This is a genomic window from Lentzea sp. NPDC020367 (assembly GCF_044387305.1).
In the GTDB taxonomy this organism is placed as follows: Bacteria; Actinomycetota; Actinomycetes; order Mycobacteriales; family Pseudonocardiaceae; genus Lentzea.
In genome coordinates this window covers 687934-710095 of sequence record NZ_JBIRVV010000002.1, presented here as the reverse complement: position 1 = coordinate 710095, position 22162 = coordinate 687934, and the positions used below count along the sequence as shown (strand labels likewise).

Here is a 22162-nt window from a genome sequence, read left to right as displayed (position 1 = left end):
GAGAATGCGCGCAGCGGTGGTCGCGGGACTCGGGTCATGGCTCCCGCCGCGAGTGGTCACCAACGACGAACTGACAGCCAGGCTGGACACGACCGACGAGTGGATCCGGTCGCGGATCGGGGTCGCCACACGACATGTGGTCGAACCCGGTATGGCGACCTCGGACCTGTCGGTCGAGGCGGCGCGGCGGGCACTGCGCTCGGCGGGCGTGCCGGGCGCGGGAGCGGTGATCCTCGCGACGACGACACCCGACAGGCCCTGTCCCGCAACGGCTCCGGAGATCGCGTCGCGGCTGGGACTGATCGACGTCCCCGCGTTCGACATCGCGGCCGTGTGCACGGGATTCGTGTACGGGCTGGGCGTCGGCGCCGGGCTGATCACGGCCGGCATCGTGGACAGCCTCATCATGATCGGCGGAGACGCCTACTCGACGATCCTCAACCCGCAGGACCGCACCACGTCCGTCATCTTCGGCGACGGCGCGGGAGCGGTGGTGCTGCGGGCGGGATCCCCGGACGAGCCGGGCGCGCTCGGGCCGTTCGACCTCGGTTCGGACGGCGAGCTGTCCGACCTGATCACCGTCCCGGCCGGTGGGTCGCGGCAGCGGTCGTCGCGCGACATCGTGCCGCACGGCGACAAGTTCTTCCAGATGGAGGGCCGCGAGGTCTTCGCGAACGCGGTCGCGCGCATGTCCGCCGCGTCGCGCAACGCGATCAAGCGGCAGGGCTGGGTCGCGTCCGATGTGGACAGGGTCATCGCCCACCAGGCCAACACCCGGATCCTGGACGCGGTGTCGGCGGAGCTCGGGGTGCCACGCGACAAGTTCGTCTCCAACATCACCGACGTCGGCAACACCTCCGCCGCCTCGATCCCGCTGGCGCTCGCGCACGGCGTGCGGTCGGGGGAGCTGGCGGCGGGGCAGAAGGTACTGCTCACGGCGTTCGGCGGCGGCCTCACGTGGGGAGCCACGACGCTGGTGTGGCCGGAGCTCGATCTGTCTGAGTGAACGCGAGAACGGCCGGGAGGACGCACCTCCCGGCCGTTCTTCCTGTTGCTAAACCGGAAGCACGCGGCGGAAGATCGGCACGGACACCGCGGCCACGACGACGTGCATGACCATCAGCGCGAGCACGCCGACGACGCTGGCGCCCGGCAGGAAGAAGACCGGGACGTCGGCGAGGAACGACACCACGACCACGATCGGGACGAGTTTGCCGAGCGTGCGCGCGGGATCCTTGGCGCGCTTGCGGATCGTCGCCCACGCGATCGCGGCGATGATCACGCCCAGCGCGGTCAGCACGACGTAGCCCTGGGGTTTCAGGCCCTCGACGGCGTTCGGGTCGGCGCCGAGCGCCTGCGCCAGGTACGACACGACGGCGTTGCCGATCGACGCCACCACGATCGCGGCCACGACTCCCAGCACGACCTTGCCCGTGCCGGCCTTGGTTTCTGTTGTCACCTGAGGATCTCCCTGCGTTGTCGGATCAGCGCTGCGCGGGCACGGCGGGCATGCCCACGCGGACCCGGCGGGACAGCTGGGCCGGGTCGGTGAGGAAGATGCTCTTGCGCTCGATCGAGATCCAGCCGCGCTGGGCGAAGTCCGAGAGCGTCTTGTTGACGGTGTCGCGGCGCGACCCGACGTACTGGCCGAGTTCTTCCTGGGTGAGGTCCTCGATCATCAGCAACCCGCCGCGGCGGTCGGTGCCGAACCGTCCTGCCAGGCGCAGCAACGCCTTCGCGAGGCGTGCGGGGGCGTCCATCTGCACCAGGTCCATCCGCATCTGGTGCGACTCGCGCTGCCGGCGGGCGATCTGGCCGAGCAGCCGTTCGGTGATCTCCGGGCACAGCGCGAGCCACTGCGTCAGGTCCGCCCGTGAGATCCGGCCCGCCCGCACGTCGGTGATCGCGACCGTCGTCGACACCGACGGCGCCGCGTCGAACAGCGTCGGCTCCACCAGGAGATCGCCGGCGCAGTGGAAGTCCAGCACCAGCTCGCGGCCGTCGGTGGAGGTGCAGCACGTCTTCGCCTTGCCCGACCGGATGACGATCAGGTCGTCGGCGGGGACACCGAGCCGTAGCAGCACGTCGCCGCGGCCGAACTCGACGGGGGCGAGGGCCTGCGCGAACTGGCGCCAGGCCTCCTGCGAAGGCGTGAGGATCGGCGGCCGCGCCGGGGCGAGCAGCTGAGGTGCCATGCACCCGACGTTAGGGTCGCGGGCACTGGCGTACCGCTGGAGAACGCTGGGGGTTTCCCCACTGCCCGCGCTGAAATCCTTCAGCGGTGCGAAAGATGGGAGGGACCCGTGCTCTTCGACGTCGGTCGCCTGCTGCACGAGGAGTTCCTCGCCGTCTACCGGGCCGCCGCCGCTGACGCCGACGGCTGGGAGGACGCCGCCGTGACGGTGGCGCACCGCGTCGGCTCACGGCTGCGTTCGGCGAAGGTCCCGGTTGCGCACGTGGTCGTGGCCCTGCGGTCCACGGACAGGCTGCTGACCGAGGCCATGCTGGACGACGGCGGTGACGCCCGCGCGCTGGCCGCCGCCGGAACCGCGCTGGCCGCCGAGCTGATGGCGTCGTTCTGCGCCGCCGACGACGGGCTGGCGGACGCGGTGCTCGGCGGTGGCGCACCCGATGGTGCCGCCGCGTTCTACACCGTCGTCTCGGTGCGCGGTGCGTTGGTGGACCGCGTGGTAAACGCTTTCCGTCGACGTGGGACCGTGCTGTGCGCGTCGTCCGGTCATCTGCTGTTGCCGGTCTCCGAAGGGGCCGCGCTGGCGTTGTGCCGGGAGGTGTGCCTGGAGCTCGGCGGCGAGATGTGGCTGTGCGTCGCGGAACGGCCCGCCGCGCGCGTTCCCCTGGCGCGCAGGGAGGTGGACGAGATCGACGCGCTCGTGTCGTCGCTCGGCCGGCCGCCCGGTGTCTACCGGATCGACGACGTGCTGTTCGAGAGCGCGATGGTCCAGACGCCGGAGGTCCGCGACGAACTGGACAAGGTCGTCGCGCCGCTGCTGGCGAACCCCGTTCTGGTGGAGACCGTGCTGGCGCTGCTGGAAGCCGACGGCAACCGGGCGGTAGCTGTCAGGAAGCTGTTCATCCACCGCAGCACCATCGACTACCGGTTGTGGCAGATCGAGGAGCTCACCGGGCTGAGCCCCGTCAACCCGCGTGACCTCGCGGTTCTGGGCACGGCGATCGGGATGAGCCGCGCGAACGCCTGGGGCTGAACGGATTCAGCTCGCCGGGGTGAACGTCAAGCCTCCCTCAAGCCGTCTGTGCCAACTGTCGACAGTTCCCTACCGTTCGGTGCGACACCGCAGGCCACCTCAAGGAGGCGACGCGTGACCACCGTGCTGGACAGCAGGCTGCTGGGAGACGTGCTGCGTGACATCCTCCGTCCGTTCGGCCTTCCCCCGGTCGAGGACGTGGCGACCCGCCGGCAGCTCGCCAGAACCCTGCTCTCCGGCCGTGACAACGGTTCCTTCGACGGACTGGCGCTCGCGTACGCGGTGATCGCGTTCTGCGCGTCCACTGAGGACGATGCCGCTCGCGTGCTGGAGTCGTTGCGGGACAACCCCGACGCCCTGGTGCTCGACGGCGTCCAGGGCGGATACGTGCTGCTGCCGTGCGCCCAGGACGGCCAGCTCGCGTTGGCTCGTGACCTGTACGAACGGCTCGGCGCCGACGTGTGGATGGGCGTCGCCTGGGCGCCCCGGCGCGACCTCGCGGCCGCCCGCGCGACGGCGGAGGACGTCCTGCGGATCGCTTCCCGCCGCGCGCCGGGCGTCTACGAGCTGCGCAACGTCCTCGCGGACTTCGCGGTGCTGCGCCAGCCGCACGTCGCCGAACGGCTGGTTCGCGTAATCGAACCCGTGGTGGCTCAACAGCCGTTGCTGGACGCGTTGCGGGCGTTCATCGACGAGGACGGCAACCGTGCGGCGGCGGCGCGGCGGCTGGACATCCACCGCAGCACGCTCGACCACCGCCTGCGGCTGATCGAACGGCTCACGGGCTGCCGTCCGACCTCGCCGCGTGCGTTGCTGACCCTGAGCGTCGCGCTGACCGCGCACTCAGCGCCGGAAGTGCCGCTTCCGCGCACTCACTGACCGGTCTGAGCCGCGATCTGCTCGCGCAGCCGGTCCTCCTGCGCCTTGATCTCGGGCGTCAGCGCGTCACCGAACACCTCGTCGCCGTGGACCTGGCGGATCTCGACCTCGCCCTCCTGGAACGGCGCCTTCTTCAGCCACTCGACGGCGTCCTGCAGGCTCGGCAGCTCCCAGATCCAGAAGCCCGCGATCAGCTCCTTGGACTCGGTGAACGGACCGTCGATGACCGTCGTCGCGCCCTTGCCGTCGAACCGGACCCGCGCGCCCTTGTCGCTCGAGTAGAGGCCGTCGCCCGCGAGCATCACGCCGGCCTTGACGAGCTCCTCGTTGAAGTTGCCCATGGCGGCGAGCTCCTCGGACGTCGGCATCACGCCCTGCTCGGTCTCCGGGGTGGACTTGACGATGACCATGAAGCGCATCTCGGGTCTCCTCTGCCTGGTGTCTGGTGCGTTTCTACCCAGGCGTCGATCGGGGACCCCGCCGTTTCGACCGGCTTCCACCAATTGTGACCGGCGTCACAGGGTTACTGTGGGAAGCATGCGCGAAGACGTCGACTGGATCCTCGAGAACTGCCAGGTCTGGGCCATCGTCGGGCTCTCGGACAACCCGTCCCGCGCGGCCCACGGCGTCGCCCGCTTCCTCCAGCAGCGCGGCAAGAAGATCGTGCCGGTGCACCCGTCCGCCGAGACCGTGCACGGTGAGCAGGGCTACGCGACCCTGGCGGACATCCCGTTCGCGGTCGACGTCGTGGACGTGTTCCGCCGCTCGGAGGACGCCGGCCAGTTCGCGGACGAGGCCGCGGAGATCGGCGCCAAGGCCGTGTGGTTCCAGCTCGGCGTGGTGGACGACGCGGCGTACGCGCGCGCTCGCGAGGCCGGCCTGCGCATGGTGATGGACGTGTGTCCCGCGATCGAGTGGCGCTCCCGTTGAACGACTAGCTAACCTGGCCTGGTCGTCCGGACACCTGGGGGTTCTGGAGACAATCAGCCTGGGGGGCTTGATTTCGCATGCTCGTCGACATCACCGCGTTGCGGTCCGCCGAATCGCCGCGGCTTCGCGGCTGCAGCGACGACTTCGTTCGTTCGCTGGCGTCGTCCGGCGCCTCACTGCCACCGATCGTGGTGCACCGCCCGACGATGAGGGTCGTCGACGGCACCCACCGCCTGAAGGCCGCCGTGCTGCGCGGCTGCCGTTCCGTCGAGGTCGAGTACGTCGACGGACCCGTCGAGGACCTGTTCGGGCTGTCGGTGTCGCTGAACCTGGCGACGCTGTCGACCGCGGACCGCGAGGCCGCGGCCCGGCGCCTGCTGCGGTCGCACCCGCAGTGCTCGGACCGCGCGATCGCGGCCTCCACCGGCCTCGCCGCCAAGTCCGTCGGCGTGCTGCGGCGCGCCGTGGGCGGTCAGGCCCCGGTGCGGGTGGGGCGCGACGGCAAGGTCAGGCCGGTCAACTCGGCCGCCGGGCGCAGGCTCGCCGGGCGGCTGGTGACCGAACGGCCCGACGCCTCGTTGCGCGACATCGCCCGTGCCTCCGGGGTGTCGCCGGGCACCGTCCGGGACGTCCGCCGCCGGCTCAGCGCGGGGCTGGATCCGGTGCCCGAACGGATGCGCGCCTCCGAGCGGGCCGGCGAGGCGCTGCCCGCCGGACGTGCCGACGTCCGCGATCCCGACGCCACCCTGCCGATTCTGCGGCGGGACCCGTCGTTGCGGTTCAACGAGCACGGGCGGCTGGTGCTGCGGTGGCTGGAGGCGCACGCGGTGTCGTCGGGGGAGTGGGCCACCGTGGTGTCCGGGGTGCCTTCGCACTGCCGGGAACTGGTGGCGGACATGGCTCGCGGGGTCGCGGAGGCCTGGGTGGAGATGGCCGAGGCGCTGGAACGCGAGGACCGGGCCGCCGTCTAGGACTCGAACAGGATCTCGCCGATCTCGCCCGCCACCTCGCGCCCCGCCGCGGGTCTCAAGCGGGACAACAACTTGCTGAACGCGGTCAGGTCGATGTGGACGGTCGCGGACTGCACCTGCCGGATGTCGTCGAGCAGGTCGACCACCAGGTCGCAGGCGTGGTCGACGTCGCCCGCCGCGGCGTGGGCCAGGGCCCGGCGCAGGCCGAAGCGGGTGCGGGCGCGCAGGGCGGTGGGGGCGATCAGCGGCATCTGGTCGTCGAGGATGACGGCGGCCTCGGCGTGGCGGCCCAGGTCGTGGAACGACCAGGCGCGGGCGATGGCTACCTGGTCGACGAGGCTCGTTGTGCCGTAACGGGTTTCACCCAGCGCTCCCTGGAGTTCCGCGGCGCGGTCGAGGGCGGCCTGGCAGCGGTCCGCGGCACCTGCCAGCGCGTAGCCCTGGGCTTCGCGTTGGGCGGCCACGGCTTTCACCGCGGTGGAACGGGATTTGCCCGCTTTGCGGGCGAAGTTGACGGTGGCGTGGGCGTCGCCGCGGTACAGGGCGAACTCCGAGGCCCTGACGTAGGCGTAGGCCTCCAGGTCCGGGTCACCGCCTCGCGCGGCGTACTGGACGGCGCGCCGGGTGAGTTCGGCCGCCGAGGCGTCGTCGCCGCGTTCCTGTTCCATCCAGCCCGCGTACTCGGCGTAGCGCGCGGCCAGCAACCAGAGGCCGCGGCCGAGACCGGGGTCGTCGGCCGAGCGGGCCATCGAACTCAGCGCGTCCACCTGGGGGCGGAGACTGGACAACACCACCTCGGGGCTCAGCCGGTGGCCCAGCGCGCGGTGGTGGTCGAACATCGAGTCGAAGGTGAGAAGAGTGGTGTGGTCACTGGGAATCGGGCGGGCCGGCGCGTCCGCTAGTTCGATCAGGTGACCGTCAGCCTGAAGGACGTTGTCGAAGAGCCTGGCCATTTCGGGGTTCGGGTGAACCTGGCCGTTCTCGATCTTGCTGAGGTGTCCCTTGCTGTACGGTACGAGGCCGGTCATCTGACTGAGTGAGAGCCCGCGCTCGTTGCGCAGGCGGCGAACCTCCTGGGCGAACGTGGGCGACAACGGCTTCACCCCCCTCCCCCCGGAAGTGTGTACGTCGCCAAACACCCGAATGCCGAATGTCCACTTATTGGCCGTTGATTGACGATCAACTGGGGCTATCTGGAACGGTCGGCGATGGTTCCATGTGAGTCATGGTGATGACGCGGCTCGACGAGGCGGCTGGTGTGGTGATGGTCTGGCAGCGCTTGGCGACCAACGTGGTCCACCGGTCGCAGTGGTTCGAGGTGCGCTCTGACAGCGTCGTCAGACCCGATGGCGGACATGGCACCTACACGCACGTCGTGGCGCCGGGATCGGTCACGATCCTCGCGATCCAGGACGACGACGAGGTCGTGCTGACCCGGCAGTGGATCTACACGCACGGCGGCACCGAGTGGCGGCTGCCCGGCGGCGCCGTCGACGACTCGGACGCTGATCCGCTGGCCGCGGCACGTCGTGAGCTCGCGGAGGAGACCGGGCTGCGGGCGGCGAAGTGGGAACGGCTCGGCCAGATCCACGGCGCGGACAGCCTGAGCAACCACGTCGACCACATCTTCCTCGCCACCGACCTCACCCAGGGCGAGGCGGCGCTCGAGCCCGGTGAGGCGGACCTGCGCGTGCGGACGATGCCGTTCTGCCACGCGCTCGACCTCGTCCGGCAGGGCATGCTCCCGCACGCCGGCAGTTCGCACGCGCTGCTCGTGATGGCGTTGCGCCGCACGACCCAGAAATAGCATTCCCCAGGGTTTCCTCATTTCGCTGGAAACAGGAAACCCGTTCTCATTCGACTGGCGAAAAGCCACTCTTGGTGCATCGGCGAGAACAACAGCCCGAAAGCCAGTCAGAATGAGAAGGTGAATTCTTCGATGAGAATGATCTGCTCACTCGCCACCGTCATGAAGGTTGCCGCTGTCTGCCTTTTCCTTGGATTCATGGCAGGAAGCGTCTTCATCGCAACGGTGATCTGACTTCGTTTCGGACTGCGGTTCTCCCTGGCCATCAAAGGGAGGTGTCAGCCGTGGAACCGCACTTCTGCATCGACATGATCTGAACCCGCACGGCTTCTAGCGTGGCGTCCACTGCACGCCGTAGCCGCGGCCCTGGCGGGGATGGGGGAACTGCACGTCGATCTCCCCGATCTCGTCCAGCGGCAGCGCCTGCGGCCAAGGCGTCAGGTCGTCGGTGTCGCGTGCCAGAGCCTCTTCGACGCGCCACACCGCATCAGGCAGGTCGTCCCGGTCGAACCGCACCCGCAACCGGAACGACTCGCACATCCGCTCCGGCCAGAACACGTAGGTCGGACGCATCGATTGTCCCCGCGGCACGCGCACTTCGAGCGCGAACTGATGTGTTTGTCCCGCGTTGAGGGGTCGGGGCAACCGCAGCTTCATCAGGAAGCGTCGCGGGGACGGACGTTCGTGGCCGATGAGCTCGACCCCGTGCAACACCTCCACGTCCAGGTCACCTGGAGCACCTTCGGGCGTGGGGGAGGGGATCGTGATCGACCACGCGATCTCATTGACACCATCGGTGTCGGCCACCACGGTCCGGCGCTCCGTGCACGCGGGCGTCGGACCGTCCAGCTTCAGCAGCGCGTCGAACTCCTTGACGTGCCACAGTTCCGACGGCGCCACGTGCGTCGTCGAAGGAGCCGGCTGCAGCGCCACCTCCACCAGGCGCTGCAGTCCGGCGTCCATCCGTCTGCGCACCGTGCGCGCCCCGCGGTCCTGTTGCTTCGCGAGCCACTCGATGCGTTCGTTGAGGAACCGGAACTGCGCGTCGTCGTGCAGTCCGAGCGGCGCCAGAACGGCGTTGCGGACCTCGACCGGGAAACCGCGCGTCGCGTTCAGGACCCAGTCGCGCAGTTTCGTCCGCACGGCTTCCGCGCCGTCCGTCTCGACGATGCCGCACACCTGCCGAAGAGCCGGTCCGACGTGCAAGTCGATACCGGGAGTCTGCACACCGCGCCCACGGCACAGGGTGCGCAGTTCTTCCATCAGCTGCTCAGGTGAGACTGGCATCCGTCCTCCGCGCGGAAATGCTTTGCCGGGCATGTCGGGCTTACCCGATCGGACGTTACTCCGGATGCACCATCCGGGTGAACGAATGCGGGCGGCCGAACGGATTCTTCTACATCGTCCCGCTAGATGATCACCGCCGAACGACTGATGTCCTGACCTGGTCCTGAGCGGTAACGTGCTGGTCACGGGCGGTGACTCCCTCCGGTCGCCGCCACCCCTGCCGATGGAGGTTGTCTTCGTGCTGCGCACAATATTGTCCGTCGCCGCCGTGTTCTCGCTGGTCAGCGGCGTTCCTGCCGTTGCTGCACCGGCTGAGAGCGCCTACCTGCTGCAGTTCCGCACCACCCTGAACGACGGCCAGCGCCACCAGCTCCAGGGCCTCGGCGTGCGGCTCGGCGCGTTCGTCCAGGACGGCACCTACCTCGCCCGCATGACGAGCACCGCGCGCGTCTCGCGGCTGAGCTACGTGGCCGACGTGCGCCCGTTCCAGGCCCAGCCGCAGATCATGGCGCTGGGCGGTGCTTCCGACTACCTGATCACGCTCGTCGAGCAGGACGAGCGCGACCAGAAAGCCGTCGCCGCCAAGGTGAAGTCCTTGGGCGGCAAGGTGAACGTCATCTCCGCGAGCCGTGAGCACATCATGGCCACCTTGGACGCCGGGCAGGCCGCGCAGCTCGCGAAGCTGCCGGCCGTGATCGCGATCGACCCGGTGTCCGCGCCGGAGACCGACATGGCGATCTCGCGCGAGTCGTCCGGTGCCAACTACATCGAGAGCGTCGGCGGCTACAAGGGCCAGGGCGTGCGCGGCGAGGTGATGGACGGCGGGTTCCGCCTGACGCACCAGGAGTTCCGCGCCCGGCCGGCGTTGCAGCACACCGCCAACACCACGAACACCTCGCACGGCACCTCGACGTACGGGCAGATCTTCGCGTCCGGCGTCTCGTCCGCGCACCGCGGCCTGCTGCCGGAGGCCCAGGGCATCACGGCCGTCTACAACACCGGCGACCGCTACGCGCACACCAAGCAGCTCGTCGACCCGGCAGGCCAGTACCGGGCGGTCTTCCAGTCCAACAGCTGGGGTGACTCGCTCACCACGTCCTACACGGCGATCTCGCAGCAGATGGACCGGATCGTGTTCGACACCGACCTGCTGATCTGCCAGTCGCAGAGCAACGCGGGCACCAGAAGCTCGCGTCCGCAGGCGTGGGCGAAGAACGTGCTGTCGGTCGGCGGCCAGTACCACTACAACACCCTCGACCGCGCGGACGACAAGTGGAACGGCGGAGCGTCGATCGGCCCCGCCGCCGACGGCCGCATCAAGCCGGAGATCTCGAACTACTACGACCGCATCGACACCACGACGTCCACCAGCGACACCGCCTACACGACGTCGTTCGGCGGCACGTCCGGCGCGACGCCGATCACCTGCGGCAACGCCGGTCTGCTGTTCCAGATGTGGGCCGACGGCGTGTTCGACGGCGCGCCCGGCAAGGGCCGTGACGTGTTCACGTCCCGCCCGCACGCGGCGACCGCCAAGGCGCTGCTGATCAACACCGCCAACCAGTTCACGTTCTCCGGCACCACCCACGACCAGACCCGCACGCACCAGGGCTGGGGCACGGCGTCGGTCCGCAACCTCTACGACCGCGCGAAGGCGGGCGGCTGGAAGCTGCCGGTGCTGGTGAACGAGACCGATCTGCTGGCCACCGGTCAGTCGCGCAAGTACACCGTGGCGTCCAACGGCCAGACGCCGCTGCGCGCGACGCTGGCCTACACCGACCCGGCCGGTTCGCCGACCGCGGCCAAGGCGACCGTCAACGACCTGACGCTGAAGGTCACCGCCCCCGACGGCACCGTCTACTGGGGCAACAACGGCCTGCTGGCCGGCAACTGGTCCACGTCCGGCGGCGTCGCGAACACCGTCGACACCGTGGAGAACGTCCTGGTCCAGACGCCCGCCGTGGGCAACTGGACGGTCGAGGTGATCGCGACCTCGGTCAACGTGGACGGTCACGTCGAGACGGCCGCGACCGACGCCGACTACGCGCTGGTCGTGTCGTAGTTATTCGAACCTGGTCGCGTCACCCGCGCCGTAGCGGATGATCTCGGCCTCGCCGCTCGAGAAGTCCACCACCGTGGTGGGCGTGGTGCCGCACTCCCCGGAGTCGATCACCGCGTCCACCACGTGGTCGAGGCGTTCCTTGATCTCCCAGCCCTGCACCAGCGGCTCGGCCTCGTCCGGCAGCAGCAGGGTGCTGGTGAGCAGCGGCTCGCCCATCGCCTCCAGCAGGGCCTGCGTCACGACGTGGTCCGGGATGCGCGCGCCGACCGTCTTCTTCTTCGCGTGCATCATGCGGCGCGGCACCTCCTTCGTCGCGGGCAGGATGAACGTGTAGTTGCCCGGCGTGGAGGACTTGATCGCGCGGAACACCGCGTTGTCCACGACCACGAACTGGCCGAGCTGGGCGAAGTTCTCGCACATCAGCGTGAAGTGGTGCTTGTCGTCGAGCTTGCGGATCTCGCGGATGCGGTCGATGCCGTCCTTGTTGCCCAGCCGGCAGCCCAGCGCGTAGCAGGAGTCGGTCGGGTAGGCGATCAGGCCGTCCTCCCGCAGGATCTTCACGGCCTGGTCGATGGCGCGCTTCTGCGGGTTGACCGGGTGGACGTCGAGGTACTTGGCCATGGCCGGTGAGCTTAGGCCGATCACCGAGGGGCCAGCATTTCGGCTCGCGCACGTTGCTAACCTGGGGCTACTTCTTTCCCTGGTTTGGAGACCCCTAGCGATGCTCGACCGTGCCGTCGTCGACGCCCTGTTCCCCTCGGACCTGCCCGAGCCGGCCCACTGGGAGGAGCAGTACCCGCCCCGCGGGCTGGGCGAAGGCGCGAAGGTCACCCGACTGGGGCCGTCACCGACCGGGTTCCTGCACATCGGCGGCCTGTACGTCGGCATGATCGACCGCGACCTCGCGTCCCACTCCGGTGGCTCGTACATCGTGCGCGTCGAGGACACCGACCAGGCGCGTGAGGTCGCCGGCGCCGTCGAGCAGTTCAACCAGGCGTTCAAGTACTTCGGCATCGAGCCCGACGAGGCCGACGCCGTGGGCGCGTACGGCCCGTACCACCAGTCGCAGCGCGAGCAGGTCTACCTGACGTACGTGCGTGAGCTGGTGCGTTCCGGTCACGCGTACCTGTGCTTCGCGACGAAGGAAGAGCTCGCGGACATCACCGCCCGCCAGCAGGCCACCAAGCTGCCGACCGGCTACTACGGCCGCTGGGCGATCTGGCGCGACAAGACCGCCGAGGACGTCGCCGAGGCGCTGGAGGCCGGTCGCCCGTACGTCGTGCGCTTCCGTTCGCCGGGCAAGGCGGGGGAGCGGACGTCGTTCGTCGACGCGATCCGGGGCCCGCTGGAGCACGACGCGAACCGCAACGACGTGGTGATCCTCAAGGCGTCCGACCAGTCGCCGCGCCTGCCCACGTACCACTTCGCGCACGCCGTCGACGACCACCTGATGCGCGTGAACCTGGTGATCCGCGGCGAGGAGTGGATCTCCTCGGTCCCGACCCACCTGCAGCTGTTCGACGCCCTGGGCTTCGACCGCGTCGAGTACGCCCACATCGCGCCGCTGATGAAGCAGCAGGGCGGCTCCCGCCGCAAGCTCTCGAAGCGCAAGGACCCCGAGGCGTCCGTCGAGTTCTTCATCGAGGCGGGCTTCCCGGCCCCGGCCGTCCAGTACTACCTGCGCGGCCTGGTCAACGCCCGCCTGGCCGAGCTGCCGCTGGCCGAGGCCCTGCAGACCCCGATCTCGCTGGCCGAGTGCGGCGTCGCGGGCCCGTTGGTCGACCTGGTGAAGCTCGACGACATCTGCGCCGACCACGTGGCCACCCTCTCCGGCGAGGAGATCATCTCGCTGGTGTCCGAGTGGGCGGCCACCTACGACCCCGAGTTGGTCACGGTGCTGGCCTCCGAGCGTGACGCGGCGCTGGCGGCTCTGAAGGTCGAGCGCGGCCCGGAGGTCGCGAACCCGCGCAAGGACCTCCGCAAGTGGGCGGACTTCCGCACCGCCTACGGCTTCTTCTTCCCGTCGTTGTTCCCGCTGGTGTCCGACCGGACCGACGAGCGCCTCGGGGGCCTGTCGCCCGAGCTGATCTCCGCGTTCGCCGCGGACTTCGCCGACGGCTACGCGGACCTCGAGGACGGCCAGGAGTGGTTCGGCCAGATCCGCGAGCTCGCCGCGAAGCACGGGTTCGCGCCGAACCCCAAGGAGCTCAAGAAGAACCCGGACGCGTACCCCGGCTCGATCCGCGAGGCCGCGCAGCTCATCCGCGTGGCGCTGACGGGGTCGAAGGCGAGCCCGGACCTGCACGCCGTGGCCCGCACGCTGGGTGCGGACGAGGTGCTGCGCCGGGTGCGCGCGCTGGCCGGCTGACAGGCGCTCGACGGCCCCTGGTTCCTACGGGAATCGGGGGCCGTTCGCTTGATCGGGCGGAGATCCGTCGTGTCCGCCCACATACTGCTGGCATGACGGGGGAGAGTGAACTGGCTGCGTGCGCTCGTGAGTTCACGGCGTTGCGTGGCCGTCGTGTCGAGTCGTGGGTCGGTGTGGAGTGGGCGCTGCGTGAGGACGTGCCGGGCAGCGGGCCCCAGTTCCACGACCCGGAGGTGCCCTGCCTGCAGCTGTGGGGACTGCAGGCGGTGCTCGGTGACGGGCTGTTCAGCATCTGCACGTTCGACGAGGAAACCGTGAGCGGGTTGTGGCGCAACCGGCACGAGGGATTCGAGGCCAAGCTGCAGGACTCGGGTCTGTGGGACGAGCCCGGTGACTGCACCCGCTGGCGTGCGTTGAGCGAGTTGCCGGTCGGATCGATAGACGAGGTGACCGCGTACGCCGAGCACGACGTGCTCGCCGAGGTGCTCCTGGTGGTCGGTGGACGGCCGTTGTTGTTGATGGCGGGCGAGCTGCACGAGACGGGAACGGGCGGGCTGGAGTTCCATCGGCTTGACGAATCGGTGCTGGCCTTCACCGCTCCCGCGGCGGCCGATCGGGTCGCCTGGAACACGTCCCGGCGGGACCTTCGCGTCCTCTGAACGAACTCCCGGCCCGGTATGGGAACTTCGTCCTGAAAGTTTCCGGAACAAAGTCGTGAGAGCGTTCCCATTGACGTGGACGTAACACGCCGTTGAGGATCGCGGCATGCATTGGAGAAGCACTCTCGCCGCAGTGCTGGGGCTGACGCTCGCCGCCAGCGCGACCTCGGCGGCCGGCGCGCAGGACGCGCAGCACTGGCCGCCGAAGCAGACGGTCATCGGGCAGCCGAAGACGGAGCACGGTTGTGCTCGCATCGAGAAGTCCCTGCCGACGCTCAAGGACTGGCCGAAGGTCGAGAGCCAGCTCGACGGCGATCGCAAGGACGAGGCTCGGATCAAGGCGATCCTCAAGGACATGACGCTGGCCGAGAAGGTCGGTCAGATGACGCAGCCCGAGATCAACGCGATCACGGCAGCGGACGTCACGAACTACGGGTTCGGCTCCATCCTCAACGGTGGTGGCAGCTGGCCCGGCGCCAAGAAGAACGCCACGCCGCAGGAGTGGCTGGCGCTCGCCGACACGTTCTTCGAGGCCTCGAAGCAGTCGCGCACCAAGATCCCCGCCATCTGGGGCATCGACGCGGTGCACGGCAACAACAACGTCTTCGGTGCGACCGTCTTCCCGCACAACATCGGTCTCGGCGCGACGCAGGACCCGTGCCTCATCCGCGACATCAACGAGGCCACGGCCGAGCAGATCCGCGCGACCGGCCAGGACTGGGCGTTCTCGCCGACGCTCGCCGTCGTGCAGGACGACCGGTGGGGCCGCACGTACGAGGGCTTCTCCGAGGACCCGCGCATCACGCGCGCCTACGGTTACGAAGCCGTGCGTGGCCTTCAGGACAACGCCAAGAAGCGCATCAGCTCCGACGGCGTGATCGCCACCGCCAAGCACTTCCTCGGTGACGGCGGTACGACCGGCGGCAAGGACCAGGGCGTCAACGCCTTCTCCGAGAAGGACATGATCAACCTGCACGGCCAGGGCTACTACGGCGCTCTCGCCGCCGGTGCCCAGACCGTGATGATCTCGTTCAACAGCTGGACGAACGACGTCATCAACGAGGGCAAGGTGCACGGGTCCAAGTACGTGCAGACCGGCATCCTCAAGGAGAAGATGGGTTTCGACGGCCTGCTCGTCGGCGACTGGAACGGCCACGGCCAGGTTCCGGGCTGCACGAACGGCAGCTGTGCGGCGGCGATCAACGCCGGCCTGGACATCCTCATGGTGCCGAACGACTGGAAGGCGCTCATCACCAACACGATCGCCCAGGTCAACGCCGGTGAGATCCCGATCGCGCGGATCGACGACGCGGTCACCCGCATCCTGCGCGTCAAGCTGCGCGCCGGTGTGTTCGAGGCCAAGAAGCCGTCGCTGCGTGAGCACGCCGGTGACGCGAAGGCGTTGCAGCACAAGGAACTCGCCCGCGAGGCCGTGCGCGAGTCCGCCGTGCTGCTGAAGAACGAGAAGCGCGTGCTGCCGTTGTCCAAGCGCAGCAAGGTTCTCGTCGTCGGCAAGACCGCCGACAACATCGGCAACCAGACCGGTGGCTGGACGCTGTCCTGGCAGGGCACCGGCAACACCAACGCCGACTTCCCGAACGCCACCAGCATCCTCAAGGGCATCCAGGACACCCTGGGCACGGCCAACGTCACGTTCTCCGAGACCGCGGACGGCGTCGACCCGGCGCAGTTCGACGCCGTCATCGCCGTGATCGGTGAGACGCCGTACGCGGAGGGCGTGGGCGACCTCGGCAAGCGGTCGTTCGAGTCCGCGCGCCTGCAGCCGCAGGACCTCGCCGTGCTGGACAAGGTGTCCGGCAAGGGCAAGCCGGTCATCACCGTCTACGTCGGCGGCCGCGCGCTGTACATGAACAAGGAGATCAACCGCTCCGACGCGTTCGTGGCCGCCTGGCTGCCCGGCACCGAGGGCGGCGGCATCGCCGACCTGCTGATCAGGGGCCGGCACAACGGGTTCAGCGGCAAGCTGTCCTACTCGTGGCCCGGCGAGGCCTGCCCGGCGCTGCCCGGTGAGCCCGCCAAGAAGCCGCTGTTCAAGCTCGGCTACGGCCTGCGCGACTGGGAGACCGGCCGCGTCGGCACGCTCGACGAGACCAGCCCCGGCGTCCTGTGCTCCGGTGGTGGCGGTGGCACGGCGACCGAGGACCTGGAGATCTTCAACCGCACGGACATCGCGCCGTACCAGTCGATGATCGGGTCCGCCGAGAACTGGGGCGGCACCGTGATCGGCCCCGACGGCCAGGCCTCGCACGCCGAGCTCAACGTCGTGCAGTCCGACGTCAACGTCCAGCAGGACGCGCTCAAGACGACGTGGACCGGCACCGGCCCCGGCCAGGTGTACCTGCAGAGCGCGGCGGTCAGCGACCTCCGCGGCTACGGCAACGCCAACGCGGCCATCCAGTTCGACGTGATCGTGCACCAGGCCCCGGCCAACCGCACGGTCATCAGCTCGCACTGCCAGTACCCGTGCATGGCGGAGATCGATGCCACGCAGGCGTTCCGCAACCTCCCCATCGGACAGAAGGCGACCGTCAAGATCCCGGTCTCCTGCTTCTCCAACAAGGGACTGGACCTGGAGAGCGTCAACACGCCGTTCCTCGTCTACACCGACGGCGCGTTCCAGGCCTCGTTCGCGAACATCCGGTGGGTGCCCAAGGCGGGCGCCGATCCAGACGCTTTGCCTTGTACGTAAGCACTAACGGGTAGAACGCGGCGCGCTTCAGGCTGTCTTGTCCAGCAGGAAGCGCGCCGCTTTCCGCGCCTGTCGGGCCGGTTCCGACGACACCGTGATCGCCGTGTTCGTCATCGCGCCCTCGAACAGCAGGAAGATCGAGTCCGCCACCCACTCCGGCCGCCCGGTCGCCGCGACCATCGCCGCGATCGCGCCCCGCACGCCGGTCTTCTGGTGGCGCACCACCGCCGTCACACGATCCGAGGACGGCCCCAGCTCCGCGTAGGAGTTGATGAACGCGCACCCGCGGAAGTCCGTCGTGCCGGACGAGTCCGCCATCCAGTCGAAGACCGCCAGGATCTGCTCCTCGGGCGTCGACGCGCGCAGCACGTACTTCATGGTCTCGGCGGTGATGGCCTCCTCCCGCCGGCGCAGCACCTCCTCGACCAGCGCCTCCTTGCCGTCGAAGAGGCTGTAGAGCTTCTTCAACGAGACACCGGCTTCAGCGCGCAGCTCGTCCATGCCGACCGCGTGCGCGCTTTTCGCGTAGAACAGCCGGTCAGCAGCCTGCAGAACCCTCTCTCGGGTCTCTGTGTCCCCTGATGTGGTCGCAGTCACCTTGTCTACCCCTTGCCGTGGAGAACGCTCGTTCTCTACTGTAGCAAACACACCGGAGAACGAGCGTTCTCCGCCACCGAGGGAGACGGAAATGTCGAAGATCGTGCTGGTTCACGGACTGTGGCTCACCTCCGCCAGCTGGAAGAACGTCGCCGAGCGGTTCGAGGCGGCCGGCCACGAGGTGCTCACCCCGACCTGGCCCGGCTACGGCGAGGTCGCGCAGATGCGGGCGCACCCCGAGGTCGCGAACGGCCTGGGCGTCGTCGAGATCACCGACCACGTCGAGAAGTTCATCCGCGAGCACCACGCGGAGGACGCGATCATCATGGGCCACTCGTTCGGCGGCCTGATCACGCAGAAGCTGCTGGACCGGGGCCTGGGCAAGGCCGGTGTCGCGTTCCACTCGGCGCCCGCCAAGGGCACGCTCGGCCTGCCGTTCTCGGCGCTCAAGGCCGCGTTCCCGGTGCTCAAGAACCCGGCGAACGTCAAGGGCAACGTCGAGCTGTCGCCGGAGGAGTGGCACTTCGCCTTCACCAACACCCTGCCGAAGGACGAGGCCGAGTCGCTGCGGCAGCAGTTCGCCATCACCGCGCCCGGACGCCCGCTGTGGCAGGCCGCGACCGCGAACTTCACCACCCACAATGCGACCAAGGTCGACCTGAAGAACCCGAACCGCGCGCCGCTGCTGTTCATCGCGAGCGAGGGTGACAACGTCGTGCCCGCGTCGATGAACCGCGAGAACGCCCGCCGCTACAAGGGCCCCGCGATCACCGAGATCAAGGAGTTCCCGAACCGCCCGCACTTCGTCCTGGGCGTGCAGGGCTGGGAAGAGGTCGCCGACTACGCCCTGAACTGGGCCGCGAAGTTCTGATCTGGGCGAGTTCTAACTGTCGAGGTCCACGGGCTCGCCCCTGATCGCGGTCACGGAACCGCCGGTCTGAGCGGCGAGCCAGACCTCGAAGTCGTCCGGGTCCTTCGTGAGAACGGTGAAGGTGACGTCATGACCGTATTCGGTGTCCGCGACGTGGTACCCGGCCGCGCGCAACCCGTTCTCCAGCTTCCCCGCCTGATCGTGGTCCACGGCCAGAAGCACGCTCTCGTGCCGTTCACGGGTGAGAGTGCCCAACGAGTCGATGGCCTCCGACACGGCCCGTCCGTACGCCCGGACCAGGCCGCCGGCACCGAGCTTGATCCCGCCGTAGTAGCGGGTGACGACGACAGCGGTGTCCACGAGATCCCGGCGCGTCAGCACTTCCAGCATCGGCACACCGGCGGTGCCCGCGGGTTCGCCGTCATCAGAGGACCGTTGGGTGTCCACAGTGCGAAAAGCCGTGCAGTTGTGCGAGGCCTGCCAGTGCTCCTTGCGGATGCGCGCGAAGAACTCAGAAGCCGCGGCATCGGAGGTGACGCGGGCGACGTGGCACAGGAACCGCGACCGTTGGATCTCGATCTCGTGCGTGCCGTCCCGCTTGATCACCTTCACGGTTCGATTGTCCGCCTGCGTTGTTCGGCCTCACCGAACAGGGCGTCCAGCTCGGCCGGCGCCACCTCTTCGAGCTGCTCGTACGTGCACTCCGCGGGCGTCTTGTCCTCGCGGAACCGCACCAACCGCGCGGTGTGCCGGAACCGTCCACCCTGCACGTGCTCGTACCGCACCTCGGCGACCCGCGTCGGTTCGAGCAGCACGATCTGAAGCTGCTTCTCGGGGTTCCACCGGCTGTTCATGCCAGGACCCTCGTACGTCGCCCACGCGCTCCACGGATGCTCGGCGGGACCCAGCAACGGCTTGAGCTCCTCGACCAGCTCCCGCCGCCGCGCCGCGGTGAAACTGCTGGCCACGCCGACGTTGTGCAGCTCGCCGTCCTGGTAGAGCCCGAGCACCAGCGACCCGACCGTCTCGCCGTCCTTGTGCCACCGGTAGCCCGCGACCACGCAGTCGGCGGTCCGTTCGTGCTTCACCTTGAACATCACGCGCTTGTCCGGCTCGTAGACGCCGTCCAGAGCCTTCACCATCACACCGTCGAACCCCGCGCCCTCGAACCGGGTGAACCAGTCCTGCGCCACGTCCGGGTCCGCTGTGGACGGTGTCAGGTAGACGCCGGGCACCTCGGTGACGATCTCCTCCAGCATCGCGCGCCGCTCGGCCAGCGACAGTCCGGTGACATCGGAGTCCCCGCACGCCAGCAGGTCGAACGCCACGAAGCTCGCCGGCGTCTCCACCGACAGCTTGCGGACGCGCGACGCCGCCGGGTGCAGCCGCAGCTGGAGCGTGTCGAAGCTCAGCCCGTCCGGCGTGACCAGCACGATCTCGCCGTCCACCACGCACCGCGGCGGCAGCGCCTCCCGCAGCAGCTCGACGACCTCGGGGAAGTACCGGGTCAGCGGCTTGTCGTTGCGCGACCCCAGCTCGACCTCGTCGCCGTCGCGGAACACGATGCAGCGGAAGCCGTCCCACTTCGGCTCGTACGCGAGTCCGTCCCCGCGTGGGAGCGCGGGAACGGACTTCGCGAGCATCGGCTTCACCGGCGGCATCACGGGCAGGTCCACCAGGGGACCATAAGCTCAGCGCAACGCCACCGCGAGCTTTTCGAGCTCCCGCACGTCCGCGTCCATGCCGTCGTCCTCCGGGATCGCGAGCGCGATCGGCCGCCGCATCGTGACCGCCCCCGACCTGCGCGTCTCCAGCCCGGCCCGCAGCCGTTCGGACAACGGCAGCTCGTCCGGCGTCTCGGCGACGTACGGGCTGATCCGCACCAGCCCGTCGCGGCACTCGATCACCCGCCGGTAGTAGCGCCGGTGCACGCCCCGCAACGACAACGAGTCGCGCCTGGACGGCACGCGGTGCAGGGCGTCCTCGGGGAACGACTGGTTCAGCAACGTCCACAGTGGAGAGAGCCGGTGGTACGCGCGCAAGTGCCGCAGCCACAGACGAGTCGCCGCGAACCGCATCGCGGCGATCGGGTAGATCACGCCGACCACGCACAGCAGCACACCGGGCAGCAGGAACCACACGGCCACCGTCAGCAGCCAGCGGGGGAGCGGCTCACCGAAGTAGCGGGAGACGTTCGACGACACGAAGATCGCGTCCGCGGGCACCAGCAGCGCGAGGCCCGTCGAGGTGATCCGCAGGCCGCGCCGCAGCCTGGGTTCGGCGCCGCGGGCGTAACGGCGGGCCCACACGAACATCGCCGCGAAGCCGTAGAGCAGGTAGCCGTTGCCCAGCGCGTAGAACACCGTGATGGCGAGGACGCCGGTGGGGCCGCCGCCGAGCGAGTTCGGCACGCGGGCCGCCGCCACCCGCAGGTCGTCCGGGATCGCGAGCACCGCCCACGTCATGAAGCTGATGCACAGGGCGAGCGGGACCAGCTGCAGGAGAGCGTGCTTGCGCGCTTTCTCGTCGTCCAGCGCCGAGAAGATGAAGAAGCAGATCAGGCCGTACACGCCGACCTGCAGCATCGAGTGCTGGATCAGCTGGCAGACCATCGGGTCGAGGCCGAGGAACCACCGCCCGCCGGCCGCCGCCCGCCCGAACGGGTAGCCGATCGCCCAGCCGGCCACCAGGCCCGTCACCGAACGCAGTCGCGGGTCGTGCGGGCGCCGCACCAGCAGGTACAGCACCACCGCGAGCGCCGAGAACGCGACGATGCCCTGGGTCTCCTTGAGGTACTCCACCTACAACCACCCCAGGCGGTCCGCGAGCGACTTCGACATGCGGCGGGCGGGACCCTCCGACGCCCGCGGCGCCACCTTGTCCAGCACCGACGCCCACTCCAGGATGATCGTCGCGACCGTCTCGGCCTCGCGTTCGTGCGCCGAGTCGTAGGACGTGCGCCGCAACGCGCGCCGCACCGCGTCCGGTTCGAGGTCGGGGTACAGGCCCGCGAGCAGGTCGTCGTCCTGCTCGTCGCTGGTGTGACCGGCCAGCAGGTGGCCGAGCTCGTGCAGGATGATGTGGTTCTGGTGCGCCTTCGACGTCTCCTGCTGGTACAGGATGTAGTCGGCCTTGGCGGTGGCGATCCACACGCCGTACGGGCCGGGCACCGGGATCGGGTGCGCGATCAGCCGGATGGGCTTGCCGCGCTGGTCACCGACCCGGCGGCAGAGCTCGCCGACGTCGAGCGGGGGCTGGATGTCCAGCTCGTTCAGCAGGCGGCGGCACCGCTTGCGCAAATCTCGTTCGGCCACGAGTCATCCTTCGCCGCGCTCGGCCTGTTCCTGTCGGTAGACGACGTCGAGCAGTTCCATGACCAGGCGGCGGCGGTCCGGCGACAGTTCCCCCGCGCGCATCGCCATGAGCTGCGCGTCGCTGCCCGAGGCGATCTCGTTGAGGCGCGACTGCTCGTCCTGCAACGACTTCAGCTGCTCGTCGACGCGGTCGGTCACCTCGTCGTCGAAGAAGTAGCTCACGGGCACACCGAAGAAGCCTGCCAGTGCCTGCAAGTGCTTGAACGTCGGGTTGTCCTTCTTGGCCTTGCGCAGCTGCCAGATGTAGCTCTGGGAGATGGTCACGCCGGTGTCGGCGATGGCCGCCGCGACCTGCTCGTTGCTGTACTCCTGGCCTGACCTGGCGGTGTGCCGGGCGAAGAGGTGGTTGAGCTTGTCCGCCAGGGACCGTTGCACCGCCATGCCGCCTCCCCCGTCGCGCGCAGTGAGTTTCTCCACCCATGG

23 protein-coding genes are annotated in these 22162 nt (G+C 69.1%); 11 read left to right on the top strand and 12 right to left on the bottom strand.

All coding sequences use genetic code 11. From position 1 onward, the window contains the following. Positions 1 to 4: 4 nt before the first annotated feature. Positions 5 to 1006 (top strand): beta-ketoacyl-ACP synthase III, encoded by a 1002-nt coding sequence (locus ACH413_RS10495; RefSeq protein WP_360030630.1) that lies wholly within the window; start codon positions 5 to 7, stop codon positions 1004 to 1006. A 48-nt stretch (positions 1007 to 1054) separates the two neighbouring features. On the opposite strand, the gene ACH413_RS10490 is transcribed toward ACH413_RS10495, so the two are convergent. Both ACH413_RS10490 and ACH413_RS10485 read right to left on the bottom strand, forming a co-directional pair. Further along, entirely contained in the window at positions 1055 to 1459 is a 405-nt protein-coding gene (locus tag ACH413_RS10490; RefSeq protein ID WP_360030628.1) for a DUF6069 family protein, read from the bottom strand. Between the two features lie 25 nt (positions 1460 to 1484). Then, entirely contained in the window at positions 1485 to 2195 is a 711-nt protein-coding gene (locus tag ACH413_RS10485; RefSeq protein ID WP_360030626.1) for a Crp/Fnr family transcriptional regulator, read from the bottom strand. A gap of 108 nt (positions 2196 to 2303) precedes the next feature. Between ACH413_RS10485 and ACH413_RS10480 the strand changes: the two genes are divergently transcribed. Both ACH413_RS10480 and ACH413_RS10475 read left to right on the top strand, forming a co-directional pair. After that, a complete protein-coding gene (locus ACH413_RS10480; RefSeq protein ID WP_360030624.1) occupies positions 2304 to 3224 on the top strand; it encodes a helix-turn-helix domain-containing protein in 921 nt (306 codons plus the stop codon). A gap of 114 nt (positions 3225 to 3338) precedes the next feature. Further along, on the top strand, positions 3339 to 4103 hold the full coding sequence (locus ACH413_RS10475) for a helix-turn-helix domain-containing protein (RefSeq protein WP_360030622.1): 765 nt from the start codon (positions 3339 to 3341) through the stop codon (positions 4101 to 4103). On the opposite strand, the gene ACH413_RS10470 is transcribed toward ACH413_RS10475, so the two are convergent. Beyond that, positions 4097 to 4522, bottom strand: a complete 426-nt coding sequence (locus ACH413_RS10470; protein ID WP_360030620.1) for a YciI family protein — start codon at positions 4520 to 4522, stop codon at positions 4097 to 4099. The two genes, ACH413_RS10475 and ACH413_RS10470, sit on opposite strands and share 7 nt — an antisense overlap. A 118-nt stretch (positions 4523 to 4640) precedes the next feature. Between ACH413_RS10470 and ACH413_RS10465 the strand changes: the two genes are divergently transcribed. Next, on the top strand, positions 4641 to 5033 hold the full coding sequence (locus tag ACH413_RS10465; protein ID WP_319973421.1) for a CoA-binding protein: 393 nt from the start codon (positions 4641 to 4643) through the stop codon (positions 5031 to 5033). Positions 5034 to 5110: 77 nt separating this feature from the next. Then, a complete protein-coding gene (locus tag ACH413_RS10460) occupies positions 5111 to 6004 on the top strand; it encodes a ParB N-terminal domain-containing protein (protein ID WP_360030618.1) in 894 nt (297 codons plus the stop codon). Here ACH413_RS10460 and ACH413_RS10455 read toward each other — a convergent pair. After that, complete coding sequence (locus ACH413_RS10455) at positions 6001 to 7107, bottom strand: helix-turn-helix transcriptional regulator (protein WP_360030616.1); 1107 nt, start codon at positions 7105 to 7107, stop codon at positions 6001 to 6003. The genes ACH413_RS10460 and ACH413_RS10455 overlap by 4 nt on opposite strands. A 122-nt stretch (positions 7108 to 7229) precedes the next feature. Here ACH413_RS10455 and ACH413_RS10450 point away from each other — a divergent pair, with 122 nt between their 5' ends. Beyond that, entirely contained in the window at positions 7230 to 7811 is a 582-nt protein-coding gene (locus ACH413_RS10450; protein WP_360030614.1) for an NUDIX hydrolase, read from the top strand. Between the two features lie 330 nt (positions 7812 to 8141). On the opposite strand, the gene ACH413_RS10445 is transcribed toward ACH413_RS10450, so the two are convergent. Beyond that, entirely contained in the window at positions 8142 to 9098 is a 957-nt protein-coding gene (locus tag ACH413_RS10445) for a hypothetical protein (RefSeq protein ID WP_360030612.1), read from the bottom strand. A gap of 238 nt (positions 9099 to 9336) precedes the next feature. On the opposite strand from ACH413_RS10445, the gene ACH413_RS10440 reads away from it, so the two are divergent. Then, a complete protein-coding gene (locus ACH413_RS10440; RefSeq protein ID WP_360030610.1) occupies positions 9337 to 11160 on the top strand; it encodes a S8 family serine peptidase in 1824 nt (607 codons plus the stop codon). Here ACH413_RS10440 and ACH413_RS10435 read toward each other — a convergent pair whose 3' ends face one another. Further along, positions 11161 to 11781 carry an L-threonylcarbamoyladenylate synthase gene (locus ACH413_RS10435; RefSeq protein WP_360030608.1) on the bottom strand — a complete coding sequence of 207 codons (621 nt, stop codon included), beginning with the start codon at positions 11779 to 11781 and terminating at the stop codon, positions 11161 to 11163. It lies immediately after the preceding gene. A 100-nt stretch (positions 11782 to 11881) separates the two neighbouring features. Between ACH413_RS10435 and ACH413_RS10430 the strand changes: the two genes are divergently transcribed. The 3 genes from ACH413_RS10430 (at position 11882) to ACH413_RS10420 (ending at position 16897) form a co-directional block, all read left to right on the top strand. Further along, a complete protein-coding gene (locus ACH413_RS10430; RefSeq protein ID WP_360030606.1) occupies positions 11882 to 13528 on the top strand; it encodes a glutamate--tRNA ligase family protein in 1647 nt (548 codons plus the stop codon). 92 nt (positions 13529 to 13620) lie between these two features. Beyond that, on the top strand, positions 13621 to 14187 hold the full coding sequence (locus tag ACH413_RS10425; RefSeq protein WP_360030604.1) for a hypothetical protein: 567 nt from the start codon (positions 13621 to 13623) through the stop codon (positions 14185 to 14187). A 106-nt stretch (positions 14188 to 14293) separates the two neighbouring features. Then, positions 14294 to 16897, top strand: a complete 2604-nt coding sequence (locus tag ACH413_RS10420) for an exo 1,3/1,4-beta-D-glucan glucohydrolase (RefSeq protein ID WP_360030602.1) — start codon at positions 14294 to 14296, stop codon at positions 16895 to 16897. 27 nt (positions 16898 to 16924) lie between these two features. Here the strand turns inward: ACH413_RS10420 and ACH413_RS10415 are convergent, their stop codons facing one another. Continuing rightward, on the bottom strand, positions 16925 to 17494 hold the full coding sequence (locus tag ACH413_RS10415; RefSeq protein WP_360030600.1) for a TetR/AcrR family transcriptional regulator: 570 nt from the start codon (positions 17492 to 17494) through the stop codon (positions 16925 to 16927). 91 nt (positions 17495 to 17585) lie between these two features. On the opposite strand from ACH413_RS10415, the gene ACH413_RS10410 reads away from it, so the two are divergent. After that, positions 17586 to 18365: an alpha/beta hydrolase gene (locus ACH413_RS10410; protein ID WP_360030598.1), complete on the top strand. Its 780-nt coding sequence runs from the start codon at positions 17586 to 17588 to the stop codon at positions 18363 to 18365. 12 nt (positions 18366 to 18377) lie between these two features. Here the strand turns inward: ACH413_RS10410 and ACH413_RS10405 are convergent, their stop codons facing one another. Genes ACH413_RS10405 through ACH413_RS10385 form a run of 5 tightly spaced genes read right to left on the bottom strand, consistent with a single transcriptional unit; the run spans position 18378 to position 22120 of the window. Further along, positions 18378 to 18977, bottom strand: a complete 600-nt coding sequence (locus tag ACH413_RS10405; protein WP_360030596.1) for a YigZ family protein — start codon at positions 18975 to 18977, stop codon at positions 18378 to 18380. After that, positions 18974 to 20041, bottom strand: coding sequence for an ATP-dependent DNA ligase (locus tag ACH413_RS10400; protein WP_360030594.1), 1068 nt, complete (start codon positions 20039 to 20041; stop codon positions 18974 to 18976). The genes ACH413_RS10405 and ACH413_RS10400 overlap by 4 nt, the downstream gene beginning before the upstream one ends. A gap of 15 nt (positions 20042 to 20056) precedes the next feature. Next, positions 20057 to 21166, bottom strand: coding sequence for an MAB_1171c family putative transporter (locus ACH413_RS10395; RefSeq protein ID WP_360030592.1), 1110 nt, complete (start codon positions 21164 to 21166; stop codon positions 20057 to 20059). After that, positions 21167 to 21679 carry a hypothetical protein gene (locus ACH413_RS10390; protein ID WP_360030590.1) on the bottom strand — a complete coding sequence of 171 codons (513 nt, stop codon included), beginning with the start codon at positions 21677 to 21679 and terminating at the stop codon, positions 21167 to 21169. A 3-nt stretch (positions 21680 to 21682) separates the two neighbouring features. After that, the gene (locus ACH413_RS10385; protein WP_360030588.1) at positions 21683 to 22120 is read right to left on the bottom strand and encodes a helix-turn-helix domain-containing protein; all 438 of its coding nucleotides are present in this window, start codon (positions 22118 to 22120) and stop codon (positions 21683 to 21685) included. Between the last annotated feature and the right edge of the window lie 42 nt (positions 22121 to 22162).